This window comes from Actinomadura vinacea (assembly GCF_039532545.1).
Classification (GTDB): Bacteria; Actinomycetota; Actinomycetes; order Streptosporangiales; family Streptosporangiaceae; genus Spirillospora; species Spirillospora vinacea.
Map to the genome: position 1 here is coordinate 36,087 of NZ_BAAARW010000023.1, position 12,769 is coordinate 48,855.

The window sequence follows — 12,769 nt, forward strand, 5'->3', positions numbered from 1 at the left end:
CCTGCTCGGCGGGCGACTCCAGCCCGTGGGCCACGCCACTTGGCGGGCTGCCCCGACGGTCTCGTCATCCCTCGGACCTGACGGATGAGGAATGGGCGCCGGTGGAGCTAATCGCGTTTGAGGATGCCGGTCAGCCCGGCGACCACGGCGGTGGTGAGCACCCATCCGGCCACGATGAACGCCCAGGACCAGTACATGGCGGTGTCGCGGGCTCGCCAGGCCTTCTGCTGGCCGAGGTCCGCGATCGGCAACAGGACATCGAGGGTGTAGCCGAGTGCGTTGAAACCCGGGCCACGCGGGTCGGCGCGGGTCAGGTCGTGGGTGTGGGCCCCGGTGAAGATCCAGGTACCGAGGGCGAGGAGGCCGGCCAGCCAGATGGCGGCCAGCCAGGTGCGGTAGCCGTAGCCGACGGTCAGATACAGCAGCCAGTTCGCCACCTTGCCCGCCGGGTTGAGCGTCGCACGGCGCCGCCACTGCTTGGCGACCGCGACCTGGCGCGCTGCCTGCTCGTCTCCGGCACGCCGGTAGGCGGCGGCAAGTTGATCGTAGAGTTGCGGTGCGTAGCCGCCAGGATCGCGGGCCAGCCAGCGAAGCCGAGCGGCGACATCGGCCTTGTCGCTGCGGGGGCCGAGGCTGTCGTAGGTGAATCCGCGCAGTTGGATTGAGGCGGGCCAGGTCGTCGGGTCGTCGTCGAAGATCCCGACGCGGGTGTTGGTGAGGTCCACGCTGCCGTCGGGCCGGTGGCGAGGCAGCAGGATCAGGGCGTCGGCTCTGACCCCCTTGAGATTCAGAGCGTGTCGCCCCGGTTCGGTGAGCGTGGAGTCGGACAGATCGAGGTCCCCGTCGATGCGGGCGCCGGCCAGTCGGATCTCTCCCTCGGCGGTGAACCCGTCGGTGGGGTGGACATCCCCGTCCACGACCAATCCGTCGGCGTTGAGCGCCTGCCCGCCGGGGTTGATCAGGTGAGTGCCGGCCAGGACCAGAACGGCACCGATGTGGGCGTTGGGAAGGCGCACCTCCCCATGGGCGGTGAGCCCCTCGGCCATTACGCCGTCATCGACGGTGAGCCGATCGGCGCTCAGCGTGGTGGCGCTGGCGTTGGTCAGGCGCGCGTGGTTCAGGTCGAGCCGGCCGCCGATGCGAGCGCCGGGGAGACGTACGTTGCCTTCAGCGGTGAGATACCGGCAGAACATGTCGTGGCCGACCGTGATCCTGGCGGCGCCCAGTGCGACGGCGCCGGGTGCGTCGAGCCGTGCCCGAGTCAGGTCCAGGGTGCCGCCGATCGTGGCGCCGCGCAGGTGGGTCTCTCCGTCGACGGTGAATCCGTTTCGGCAGTCCAGATCGTGTTTGATGGTGAGGCCGTCGGCGGTCAGAGCGTGCCCCTGCGGGTTGGACAACCGGGCGCCGGCGAACGACAGTCGCCCCAGCTGGGCGCTGGGCAGGCGCACCTCGCCTTCGGCGATGAAGCCGTCCCGGCACCACATGCTCTCGGTGACGGTGAGCGCGTCGGCGCGCAGCGCGTGGCCGCCCGCATTGGCCAGGTGGGCCGCCCTCAACGACAAACTCCCGCCGATGCGGGCTCCCCCCAAGGTGACGGCCCCTCCGCGGTGAGGCCGTCGAGGTTGAGATCGCCGACGGTGCACAGCCGGTCGGCGGCCAGCCCGGGCAGACGGCAGCCGGGGAGGCGAATCGCGGACGCGCTGCAGCCGCACAGGTTGACCGGCTGCTCGATATGGCAGTCGGCCAGGAGGAGCGGGCAGGCGAGCTCGGCCGCCTCCAGATCGAGCCCGCCGGTGATGCGGGCACCACGCAATTTCACCGCCCGTGGCCGGCCGCGATCGGGTGTCCGGCGTCCGGTGAGCAGATCGGCCAGCACACTGGCCCGCACGGTCCGCTCTGCACCCCAGGCCGTTCCGCGGGTGGGCTCGTCGCGCTGGGCATCGCCGGTGCGAAGGTCGACGAGCGAGCCTAAGGCGGCGGCGTGCAGCAGCTGCTGTTCGGCGGCGCCCAACTCCTCGTCGCCGAACTGCGGATCAAAGTGCGGCGCGGTCATCGCGGCGGTGCTCCCTGTGTTCGGCGACCCTGAGCGCGTTTGGGAAGCATCTTGCTATAGGCACTCGAGGGGCGTGGGGCCGGCCGTTCACCGTTGCCCGCATTTCAGCGTCACTCTGACGGTTGATCAGCCCTCCGCGTCAGGAACGGAAGGTTCATCTGGTGCCTCGCGAGTGGATGCCGAGGCCGTAGAAGGTGAGGCTGTACTCGTCGCCTTCTGAGGTTTCGGTTTGGGCGCCGTGCATGATCTTGAGTTCCGTCGGGGAGGTAAGGCCGACGGCGCGGGCGGTGTCGACGGCCGTCCTGGCGAGGGCCTTCCCGTCCACCCGGCCGATGCCGCCGCCGATGAGGCGCCATTCGGGGTAGTCGTCCCACGGGTCGTCAGGAAGGGGCCCTGGGGTCCAGCCGAGGGCGGGGAGGTCGACGGAGCGGGCGGCGCCGGCGATCAGCAGCCGATCCTTGTGGGGATAGATGTCTAGGAGGAGGCCGGTGGCTCCGTGAATGGCGGGGACGAGACGCATGCCGAGCGCGTGCTGCTCTGCTGAGACGGTCGAAAGCCACGCGGCGAAGGCGCGTTCGAAGACGTCCCAGTCGTGCGCCAGCCACGGGCTGGGCAGCAGCAGATTCGCTGGGTTGGGTTTGTGGGCGGAATCGTTCGTTTGGAGCCGGCCCAGAAATCCCGTGACGTCCATAGGTCGGCCCTGCCCCTGGCGAATCAGCCACTCCGCCCATTGGTCGGTCTGGGTGAGCACGACTTCCGGGCCGTGAGCGCCGGCGCGCAGCTCGACGCTTTGGGCGGGGCGGAGCCAGCGAAGGTAGGGGTTGCCCCAGGCGGGTCCGTGGGCATTGAAAGGACGGTGTTCTCCGTAGCTTCCCGCGACGGAGGCGGGGCCTAGCGCGTTCCTGACCACCTGGGCCACGTGACGGAAGCAGTCCGCCTGCGCGAGGGGGGACGGGGCGGCGAGCCCCACCGGGACGGCTAGGCCGGCCGGGAGGAGGCGTGCGTCGCCCGTGGGCAGGCCGGTGCGCACGAGCGTGGGATCGTCGTCGCCGGTGGCCCAGCCGCGCGTTTTCACCAGCCGGCGCAGAGTGTCGTGGCTCCAGTCCCCGGTCGACGAGTCGCGCAGCCACAGCGCCAGGTCCGCCAGCTGGTCGTCCGGCGGTACGACGCGCTCATTGATCTCCATCGTGGGGATGATACGCATCATCTCGCCGGTGGATGATCAGTCCTCTCGCCAGGAGAGTTTGATCAGGCGGTTCTTGGCGTCCTCGGCGACTTCGGCGTCGGCGACGACGTCGTACCGGCTCGCCACGATCTGGCTGCGGGAGGTGAAGTCGCGGCGGCCGCCGGTGAGGGCCTGGGCGATGGCGCCGAAGATCGCGCCGAAGGCCGCGCCGAACACGACGCCGCCCAGCAGCAGCGGGAACACCTCGCTGTGGTTGCGGGTGAACAGGGTGAGGAGGAGGCCGACCAGCAGGCCGAACCAGGCGCCGCTGCCGGCGCCGGCCATGGCGGCGCGGCCGACGGTGAGCCGGCCCAGGACGGTCTCGACCATCTTCAGGTCGGAGCCGATGATGGCCGTCCGCTCGACCGGGAACTTGTCGTCGGAGAGGAAGTCGACCGCACGCTGGGCGGCGGCGTAGGTGTCGTAGGACCCGACGACCGGACGCTCGGTCGCGGGCGGACCCGCATGCGTGGACATGGATCCATCCTCGTCTTCGGTGGCGTTACCGCTGGACTACCCACGGTTCCCCGGGACGCACCCCTTCCGTGGGACAGGGGCGGATTTGTACCGCTGGGCCGGGCGGTGCGTGGGCGGACCACGGGTGCGCTCCCGGGAACGGGGGTGCAGCCCGCTGCACCCCGGAGGGCGCGGGCTACGATGGCGGCGACGGCGGGTGAGGAATCCGGTGTGAATCCGGAGCTGTCCCGCAACTGTGACCGGGGAGTACGCCCTCGTTCGCGGCCACGGCGGTGACGCTGGAAGGCCGAGGGCGCGACGTCGATCCGGGAGTCAGGAGACTCCGCGCCGTCGTGACCTCTTCACCGAGCCGGGGCGCGGAGACCCCGGGGGAGGCTTGCCGATGCGTGCCCTGCTGCTGTCCACCGCCGACACCGAACTGCTCGCCGCGCGCGCGGCCGACGCCGGGTATGCGACGGCGAACCCGGTCCGGATCGGGCTCGATGAGCTGGACGGGCTGGTCGGGGACGCCGATGTCGTCGTCGTGCGGCTGCTGGGCGGGCGCAAGACCTGGCCCGAGGGCGTCGACCGGCTGCGGGAGGCGGGGGTGCCGCTGGTGCTGCTGGGCGGGGAGGCCGACCCGGACGCGGAGCTGATGGCGCTGTCGACCGTCCCGGCGGGCGTGGCGGCGGAGGCGTTGGACTACCTGCGCGAGGGCGGTGTCGCCAACCTGCGGGAGCTGGCCCGTTTCCTGAGCGACACGGTGCTGCTGACGGGTGAGGGCTTCGCGCCGCCGGTCTCGATGCCGTCGTACGGAGTGCACGGCGATCATCGGGTGGAGCCGGGCAGGCCGACGGTGGGGATCGTGTTCTACCGGGCGCACGAGCTGTCGGGGAACACGGCGTTCGTGGACGTGCTGTGCGAGCGCGTCGAGGCGCAGGGCGGCAACGCGCTGCCGGTCTTCTGCGGTTCGCTGCGCGGCGCCGACGAGGGTTTGCTGGAAATTCTGGGACGGGTCGACGCGCTGGTCGCGACGGTGCTGGCGGGCGGCGGTGCGGTGGCCGCGGACGCGTCGGCGGGTGGTGACGAGGACTCCTGGGACGCGGGCGCGCTGGCGGATCTGGACGTTCCGGTCGTCCAGGGGCTGTGCCTGACGTCGAGCCGGGCCGCTTGGCGGGAGTCGGACGGGGCGCTGACGCCGATGGACGCCGCGATGCAGGTCGCGATCCCCGAGTTCGACGGCCGGCTGATCTCGGTGCCGTTCTCGTTCAAGGAGGAGGGGCCCGGCGGCGTGCCCGTCTACGTCGCCGATCCGGAGCGCGCGGACCGGGTCGCGGGCATCGCGGTGCGGCACGCCCGGCTCAGGCACAAGGCGAACGGGGACAAGCGGGTCGCGGTCGTGCTGTCCTCTTATCCGACCAAGCATTCGCGGGTCGGCAACGCGGTCGGGCTGGACACGCCTGTGTCGGCCGTCCAGCTGCTGCGGGAGATGGGCGCGGCCGGTTACGACCTGGGGGACGACGACGAGCTGTGGCGCGACCCCGACGACGGCGATCCGCTGATCCACCGGCTGATCGCCGCCGGGGGGCACGATGTGGAGTGGCTCACCGAGGAGCAGCTGGCGCGGGCGTCGGCCCGGGTCCGCCTGGACGACTACCGGCGCTGGTTCGAGGCGCTGCCGGAGGGGCTGCGCGAGGGCGTCCGCGGGCACTGGGGCGAGCCGCCCGGCGAGCTGTACGTGGACGGCGACGATGTCGTGCTGGCCTCGCTGCGCTTCGGGAACGTGATCCTGATGATCCAGCCGCCGCGGGGCTTCGGCGAGAACCCGGTCGCGATCTACCACGACCCCGACCTGCCGCCGTCGCACCACTACCTGGCAGCCTACCGCTGGCTCGACCGGGAGTTCGGCGCGGACGCGGTGGTGCACCTCGGCAAGCACGGCACGCTCGAATGGCTGCCCGGCAAGGGCCTCGGGCTGTCGGACGGCTGCGCCCCGGACGCGGTGCTCGGCGACCTGCCGCTGGTCTACCCGTTCATCGTGAACGACCCGGGCGAGGGCACGCAGGCGAAGCGGCGCGGCCACGCCACGGTCGTCGACCACCTGGTGCCGCCGATGGCGCGCGCCGAGTCGTACGGCGACCTGGCCAAGCTGGAGCAGTTGCTGGACGAGTACGCCACCGTCGCCGACCTGGACCCGGCCAAGCTCCCGGCCGTCCGGGCGCAGATCTGGACGCTGGTGCAGGCCGCCCAGCTGCACCACGACCTGCACCAGGACGAGATGCCCGGCGAGTCGGAGTTCGACGACTTCATCCTGCACGTCGACGGGTACCTGTGCGAGATCAAGGACGTGCAGATCCGCGACGGCCTGCACGTCCTGGGGCGGCAGCCGGTGGACGAGGCGCGCGTCAACCTGGTGCTGGCGGTGCTGCGCGCCGCCCAGGTGTGGGGCGGTGTCGCGGGTGCGATGCCGGGGCTGCGGTCGGCGCTGGCGGCCGAGTTCGGCCTGGACGAGAAGCGGCTCCTCGCCGACCCGGGCCACCGCGTCGAGGAGGACCTGACCGGGCTGACGGCGCTGGCGGACGGCCCGGCCCGCACCGCCTCGGACGTGATCGACCTGCTGGAGCGGGTCGCCCGCGGGCTCGTCGAGGGCATGGAGCGCGCGGGCTGGGACGTCGCCACCGCCGAGAGCGTCTGCGAGGCGGTGTTCGGCCGCGAGGTCCCGGACGTGGTGCGGCTGCTGGCGTTCGGTGCGGCGGAGGTGGTGCCGCGGCTGGAGGCGACCTCGGGGGAGATCGGCGCCGTGCTGCACGCGCTGGACGGCGGGCACGTGCCCGCCGGGCCGTCCGGGTCGCCCACCCGGGGCCTGGTCAACGTGCTGCCGACCGGCCGCAACTTCTATTCGGTCGACCCGAAGGCGATCCCGTCGCGCAACTCGTGGGAGGTCGGCGTCGCCCTCGCCGACTCGCTGATCGCACGGCATCTGGCGGACACCGGCGAGTACCCGTCCAGCGTGGGCCTCACCGTCTGGGGGACCGCGGCGATGCGGACCCAGGGCGACGACATCGCCGAGGTGCTGGCGCTGATCGGCTGCCGCCCGGTCTGGGACGACGCCTCCCGCCGGGTCACCGGGTTCGAGATCGTCCCGGCGGCGGAGCTGGGCCGGCCGCGGATCGATGTCACCGTCCGCATCTCCGGCTTCTTCCGGGACGCGTTCCCGCACGTCATCGCGCTCCTGGACGACGCGATCAGTGCTGTCGCCGACCTGGACGAACCGGCCGACGCGAACTATCTGCGCCGGCACGCGGCCGAGGACCACGCCCGGCACGGCGACTGGCGGCGCGCCACGTCCCGGATCTTCGGCTCGAAGCCGGGCGCGTACGGGGCCGGGCTGCTGCCGCTGATCGACGCGCGCAACTGGCGCGACGACGCCGACCTGGCCGAGGTGTACGCGGTGTGGGGCGGCTACGCCTACGGCCGGGGCCTGGACGGCCGCGAGGCCCGCGCCGACATGGAGTCCTCGTTCCGCCGCATCGCGGTCGCCGCCAAGAACCAGGACACCCGCGAGCACGACATCGTCGACTCCGACGACTACTTCCAGTACCACGGCGGCATGGTGGCCATGGTCCGCTCCCTCACGGGCAAGAGCCCCGCCGCCTACGTGGGCGACTCGGCGCTTCCCGAGCAGGTGAAGACCCGTTCCCTCGCCGAGGAGACGCACCGCGTCTTCCGCGCGCGGGTGGTGAACCCGCGCTGGATAGCGGCGATGCGGCGGCACGGCTACAAGGGCGCGTTCGAGCTGGCCGCGACGGTCGACTACCTGTTCGGCTACGACGCCACCGCCGGCGTCGTGGACGACTGGATGTACCAGACCCTCGCCGAGGAGTACGTCTTCGACGACGAGACCCGGGAGTTCATGGAGCAGTCCAACCCGTGGGCCCTGCGCGGCATCACCGAACGCCTTCTGGAGGCCGCCGAGCGCCGTCTCTGGGCCGAGCCGGATCCGGACGTTCTGAACCGCCTGAAGGAGACCTACCTGGCGCTCGAAGGAGACCTGGAGGCGGGGTCAGAGTGAGCGGTCGATCACCCGCACGGTGGTCACCGGCGGGTGCTTCCCGAAGCGGCGGCGCAGCGGGTAGAGCGCGGCGGCCAGGGCGAGGCTGGCGGCCGAGGCGAGGAGCTGGGAGCGCTGGTCCGGCATGAACAGCATCCAGGACGTAGAACAGCGCGACCCGCCACAGCACGTTCCCGGTGGCGCGGGCCACCTCGCGGCCCGGCTCGCGGCTCTCGGCGGCGGCGATGGTGACGATCTCGGTGCCGCCGAAGGCGAACATCACCGCCACGATCGCGGAGAAGATCGAGGTGACGCCGTTGGGGACGAGCCCGCCCCGGCCGGTGAGCGTGCCCAGGCCGCCGGGCGTCCGGCCACAGGCCCAGCACGGCCAGCGCGCCCAGCACCAGGAAGACCACGATCGCGGCGACCTTGATCGAGGCGAACCAGAACTCGAACTCGCCGAACGACCGCACCGACACCAGGTTCACGGCGGTCATCACCATCAGCAGCCCCGCCGCGAGGAGCCACGGCGGCAGCCCGGTCCACTCGGCCAGGATCGCCGCGCCCGCGACCGCCTCGGCGCCGACCAGGACGACGTACAGGTACCAGTAGAGCCAGCCGATGGTGAAGCCCGCCCACGGTCCGAGCGCCATCCGGGCGTATTCGGCGAGCGATCCGGCGACCGGGCGGGCGACCACCATCTCGCCGAGGGCTCGCAGCACGAGCAGCACCAGCAGCCCGGCCGCGGCGTACGACAGGACCGCGGCCGGGCCGGCGGCGTTGATCACCGCGCCGCTGCCGACGAACAGCCCGGCGCCCACCGCGCCGCCGATGGCGAGCATCGTCATGTGGCGGCGGCGCAGCCCCGCCCGCAGCCCGTCCTGGCGGGTGGCCACCTCGGTTTCGGGCATGTCCGTCTTTCTGGTCAGGAATTACGGCTGATTCTGCGAGCCGGAAACGGCCGGATCCACTCTAGTGATGCTCCGGACCACCCCTGACCAGGGCACGAACCCCCCTCCGTCTACTCGGGCAGGCGGTCGGTCCACCGCGCGGTGACCGTCGCGAGACCAGCGACAGCGGCGTCTCCACGTCGAGCCGGTCGACGGGGCGCTGTTTCCGGACCAGATCGACGCCCGCAGCCCGGCTCCTGTGAGTGCTCGGCTGCCACTCATACTTCGCTCTCGTGCAGGAAGGTGATCAGAGCGGCCGTGAGTTCGGCGGGGGCGTCCTCCTGGATGAGATGGCCTGCCCCCGGGAAGGTGCGCAGGCGGGCGCCGGGGATGCGCGAGGCGAGTTCACGGCCCCTGTCCACGGGGATCCAGCTGTCGTCCTCGCCCCAGCACACCACTACGGGAACGCCGATGGTCGCGTACTTGTCCTGCATCGACTCGGTGTACCGCTGGTCGTCCAGGCGCGCGGTGATCTGCCGGTAGAAGGACGACTGGCCGCCGCCTGCGACCCACGGCGCGACCAGCGCCTCCAGCGTGGACGGGTGCAGGCCGGGGCTGCTGGCCGAGTTGACGTACTCGCGCACCAGGGCGCCGTGCAGCGCGGGCGGGAGCCGGTCGAACACCTCGGCATGCTCACCGACCAGGGAGAAGAACGGGCTTCCCCAGGGCGCCAGCGAAACGGCGTCGACCAGCGCGAGCCGCCGGTACGGGACGCCGTGCAGCAGGTGCGCCCCCAGCGCGACGGCGCCGCCGGAGTCGTGCGCCACCACCAAGGGGCCGGACAGGCCCCAATGATCGAGGAGTTCGGTGAACACCCGGCCCTGGGCGGCCAGGGAGATGTCCTGATCCGGGGATTTCTCCGACGCGCCGTAGCCCGGCATGTCCCACACGTACACGGTGTGGCCAGGGGCCAGCGAGCGGGCGACGCCGCGCCAGATGTAGGAGGAGAACGGCGTCCCGTGCAGCAGCACCACCGGCTCGCCGCCCTGGTCTCCGAGACGGTCCCAGCGGACCGTCCCCGACGTGCTGCGGTACGTCCTGCTCAAGTCCCAGTGCGGCACGATCGCCCGCTCCTCTCCTCGACGTGACAGCGGTCGGATTACCCCTTTCCGGTGCGATTTACCGGCGAGGAGGGCTCAAGCGAACGTGCCGGCGTTCTCCTCGGCCCATTCCCGGAACTCCTGGCCGGCCGCCCCTGTTCGTTGCGGCCGGAAAACGACTGGTGGTGCCGCCGCCCCGCCCGGCATCCTGTGACCATGCTCGACGACGCGCAGGCGCACGCCTTCATCGAGGACGGCTTCATCCGGATCGAGAACGCGTTCCCCCGCCGGCTCGCGGACGAATGCCGCGAGATCATCTGGCGGGACCTCAGCGCCGACCCCGACGACCCGGCGACCTGGCCGCGGCCCGTGGCGGCGCGCCCCGGCTACGCGCAGGCGCCGTTCCTGGCCGCGGCCAACACCCCGCGCCTGCACGCCGCGTTCGACACCCTTGTCGGAAAGGACCGCTGGACGCCGCCCGCCAGCCTGGGCGGCTTCGTGATCCGCTTTCCCGGCGGCGAACCGGCCGCCGTCGACAACTGGCATGTCGACGTGAGCTTCCCCGGCCCCGCCTCCGATCCGTACAACTACCTGACCTGGCGTGCGAACGTCGCGTCCAGGGACCGTGCGCTGCTGATGCTCTTCCTGCTCTCGGACGTGGCCCAGGACGACGCGCCCACCCGCCTGCGCACCGGCTCCCACCTGGACGTGGCACGCGCCCTCGAACCCGAAGGCGAGGACGGCCTGGACGCCATAGAACTCGGCCGGCGTGCGGAGGCCGCCAGCAGGCATCGTCCGACGGCGCACGCCACGGGCAGTGCCGGAGACGTCTACCTGTGCCACCCGTTCCTGGTGCACGCCGGCCAGCCCCACCTGGGACGCCATCCGCGCTTCCTGGGCCAACCGAAGCTGGACCCGTCCGGCCCGCTCCGTCTCGACGGCGGCGGGTCGCCGGTCGAGACCGCGATCAGGCGGGCCCTCGGCCGGTGACCGAGGTCCGACTCAGTCCCAGGCGCCGGAGGCGGCGGCCCGTTCGACGTAGTCGGCGAACGGGCGGGGGCTCGCGGCCGATGGCGCGCCGCACGCCGTCGCTCAGGTGGTCCCCGGCCCCGTCCCGCATGGCCTCCAGCAGGACGGCCAGCGTCCCGCCCGGCTTCGCGGGCACCCCTTGGTCCCTGAGCGTCAGGGCCGGTTCGCCGCCGTACATTCCAGGACGCCGCAGAGCGAGGTTCATCTCGTCGATGAGGTGGGCGCGTATCTCGGTCGCAGACGCGAGTCCGCCCGACGTGGTCATGTCCTCGCGACTCCTGATGTGATCCCGGGGCCTGCCAAAACGCTTGATTTTAAGCCGTAGGCCGGAAAAGTGCTCGCCTACCTGACCGAGGACCCGGACGACCCGATCGTCTTCTTCCACCTGTGGAACGGCACCTGGCCGCCCGAGCGCGATGAAGCCGTCATCCTCGCCGTGCGTTTCGGGGACGGCCCGTTCAGCGAGACCTTCACCTACACCCGAAGGCGACCGCCGCAAACCCGAACGTCCCCGATCACCCTTCGAAGCGTGATACCCGTCGGCACGTAACCGCCGGGCCAGGGGGTGTTTCATAAGTCTTGTCCGTCGCGCAGCAGGACAGCAGGCTTATGAAACACCCCCCCTAGCTCAGGCCGGCTTGCGGTGTTGATAGTGGCACGCGACGCGGACGCGGCTGCCGCAGCGCTCATCGCGTTCTTCCCGGAGCCCGGCGCCCATGCCCACCTACGCGATGTCCCGGACGCCGAACTCCACCTGTTGGACACCGGCCATTTCGCCCTCGAGACCCGCCTGCCGCAGATCGGCCCACTCATCGACGGTTTCCTGGACCGGGCATGGAGGCCGATCGCGGCGCGAAAACGCGTCGACCATCCAGCCGGGCGCTTGCACAATGAAGCATGGCTGAAGATGCCGACGGCGGCGACCGCATCGATGCGCTGCCGCTTCATCGCAGGGTGAGCGGGGTCTCGGATTCAAGGTGGGTCAGCTTCTCGGGGTTGCGGACGAAGTAGAGGCCGGTGATGCGGGCGCCTTCGACACGGATCGCCAGGACGCCCTCGAGCTCGCCGTCCAGGCGGACCAGGAGTGCCGGGTTGCCGTTGACCACGGTGGAATCACAGGTGATCGTGCCCTCGGTCTTGCCGGTGCCGCCGAGGTAGAAGCGGACCACCTTCTCGGCGCCGATGACCGGCTTCAGCGCGGCCCGCTTGACGCCGCCGCCATCGCTCATCAGGACGACCTCCGGGGCGAGCACGTCGAGCAGGCCCTGCGGGTCCCCGGTTTCGAACGCGCGCTGGAAGGCCTCCACGGCCGCCCGGGTCTGGCTTGGGGAGACCACCTGGCGAGGGCGGCGGGCCTCGACGTGCCGGCGGGCGCGGTGCGCGATCTGGCGGACGGCCGCGGGGCTCTTGCCGACGGCCTCGGCGATCTCGCCGTAGCCGACGTCGAACACCTCGCGCAGCACGAACACCACCCGCTCGGTCGGCGAGAGCCTCTCCAGGACGAGCATCATCGCCATCGACACGCTCTCGGCGAGCTCGACATCCTCGGCCACGTCCGGCGTGGTGAGCAGCGGCTCGGGCAGCCACTGCCCGATATATGCCTCCTTGCGGCGCTTCAGGGTGCGCAGCCGGTTGAGCGATTGGCGGGTCGTGATCCGGACCAAGTAGGCGCGCTGGTCGTGCACCTGCGCCAGGTCGACCTTGACCCACCGCAGCCAGGTTTCCTGCAGGACGTCTTCGGCGTCGGTGGCCGATCCGAGGATCTCGTAGGCGACGGTGAACAGCAGATTGCGGTGGGCGACGAAGGTCTCGGTCGCCGGGTCGGTGCCGTGCTCGCTCACATCTCGTGCCCTCTCCTCAGTAGCCGCCGCATCCACAGCAGGGTCCTCTTTCGTTGGTAGCCATTCGATCCGATTGGAGCGGTCGAGAGTGAGACACCACCCGGTGCGCGGCTGTGACAGATCG

General features: G+C 71.4%; 11 protein-coding genes, 2 pseudogenes and 1 riboswitch. Of the genes and pseudogenes, 4 read left to right on the top strand and 9 right to left on the bottom strand.

Annotation, left to right across the window (positions count from 1 at the left end):
• Positions 1–107: 107 nt before the first annotated feature.
• The 4 genes from ABD340_RS30870 to ABD340_RS30885 all read right to left on the bottom strand — a co-directional run bounded on the left by ABD340_RS30870 (position 108) and on the right by ABD340_RS30885 (position 3,755).
• Entirely contained in the window at positions 108–1,556 is a 1,449-nt protein-coding gene (locus ABD340_RS30870) for a hypothetical protein (protein ID WP_344593721.1), read from the bottom strand.
• The gene (locus tag ABD340_RS30875; protein ID WP_344593722.1) at positions 1,553–2,053 is read right to left on the bottom strand and encodes a hypothetical protein; all 501 of its coding nucleotides are present in this window, start codon (positions 2,051–2,053) and stop codon (positions 1,553–1,555) included. The genes ABD340_RS30870 and ABD340_RS30875 overlap by 4 nt, the downstream gene beginning before the upstream one ends.
• Before the next feature lie 154 nt (positions 2,054–2,207).
• The gene (locus tag ABD340_RS30880; protein ID WP_344593724.1) at positions 2,208–3,239 is read right to left on the bottom strand and encodes a hypothetical protein; all 1,032 of its coding nucleotides are present in this window, start codon (positions 3,237–3,239) and stop codon (positions 2,208–2,210) included.
• Between the two features lie 36 nt (positions 3,240–3,275).
• Positions 3,276–3,755 (bottom strand): general stress protein, encoded by a 480-nt coding sequence (locus tag ABD340_RS30885; RefSeq protein WP_344593725.1) that lies wholly within the window; start codon positions 3,753–3,755, stop codon positions 3,276–3,278.
• A gap of 198 nt (positions 3,756–3,953) precedes the next feature.
• A riboswitch (cobalamin riboswitch) is annotated at positions 3,954–4,078 on the top strand.
• Positions 4,079–4,137: 59 nt separating this feature from the next.
• Between ABD340_RS30885 and cobN the strand changes: the two genes are divergently transcribed.
• Positions 4,138–7,806, top strand: a complete 3,669-nt coding sequence (gene cobN / locus ABD340_RS30890) for a cobaltochelatase subunit CobN (RefSeq protein WP_344593727.1) — start codon at positions 4,138–4,140, stop codon at positions 7,804–7,806.
• Positions 7,807–7,984: 178 nt separating this feature from the next.
• On the opposite strand, the pseudogene ABD340_RS48305 reads toward cobN, so the two are convergent.
• From ABD340_RS48305 to ABD340_RS30905, 3 genes and pseudogenes are all read right to left on the bottom strand, one after another.
• A pseudogene (locus tag ABD340_RS48305) lies at positions 7,985–8,074 on the bottom strand (hypothetical protein); the annotation flags it as partial.
• A 148-nt stretch (positions 8,075–8,222) separates the two neighbouring features.
• Positions 8,223–8,696 (bottom strand): annotated as a pseudogene (locus tag ABD340_RS30900) (amino acid permease); the annotation flags it as partial.
• 257 nt (positions 8,697–8,953) lie between these two features.
• Positions 8,954–9,796 carry an alpha/beta fold hydrolase gene (locus ABD340_RS30905; protein ID WP_425547480.1) on the bottom strand — a complete coding sequence of 281 codons (843 nt, stop codon included), beginning with the start codon at positions 9,794–9,796 and terminating at the stop codon, positions 8,954–8,956.
• Positions 9,797–9,991: 195 nt separating this feature from the next.
• Between ABD340_RS30905 and ABD340_RS30910 the strand changes: the two genes are divergently transcribed.
• The gene (locus tag ABD340_RS30910) at positions 9,992–10,765 is read left to right on the top strand and encodes a phytanoyl-CoA dioxygenase family protein (protein WP_344593728.1); all 774 of its coding nucleotides are present in this window, start codon (positions 9,992–9,994) and stop codon (positions 10,763–10,765) included.
• On the opposite strand, the gene ABD340_RS30915 is transcribed toward ABD340_RS30910, so the two are convergent.
• Positions 10,743–11,069 (bottom strand): hypothetical protein, encoded by a 327-nt coding sequence (locus ABD340_RS30915; protein WP_344593730.1) that lies wholly within the window; start codon positions 11,067–11,069, stop codon positions 10,743–10,745. The genes ABD340_RS30910 and ABD340_RS30915 overlap by 23 nt on opposite strands.
• A gap of 69 nt (positions 11,070–11,138) precedes the next feature.
• On the opposite strand from ABD340_RS30915, the gene ABD340_RS30920 reads away from it, so the two are divergent.
• Entirely contained in the window at positions 11,139–11,354 is a 216-nt protein-coding gene (locus ABD340_RS30920; RefSeq protein WP_344593731.1) for a hypothetical protein, read from the top strand.
• A gap of 102 nt (positions 11,355–11,456) precedes the next feature.
• A complete protein-coding gene (locus tag ABD340_RS30925; RefSeq protein WP_344593733.1) occupies positions 11,457–11,762 on the top strand; it encodes a hypothetical protein in 306 nt (101 codons plus the stop codon).
• Here ABD340_RS30925 and ABD340_RS30930 read toward each other — a convergent pair.
• Entirely contained in the window at positions 11,749–12,645 is an 897-nt protein-coding gene (locus ABD340_RS30930; protein WP_344593735.1) for an RNA polymerase sigma-70 factor, read from the bottom strand. The genes ABD340_RS30925 and ABD340_RS30930 overlap by 14 nt on opposite strands.
• Between the last annotated feature and the right edge of the window lie 124 nt (positions 12,646–12,769).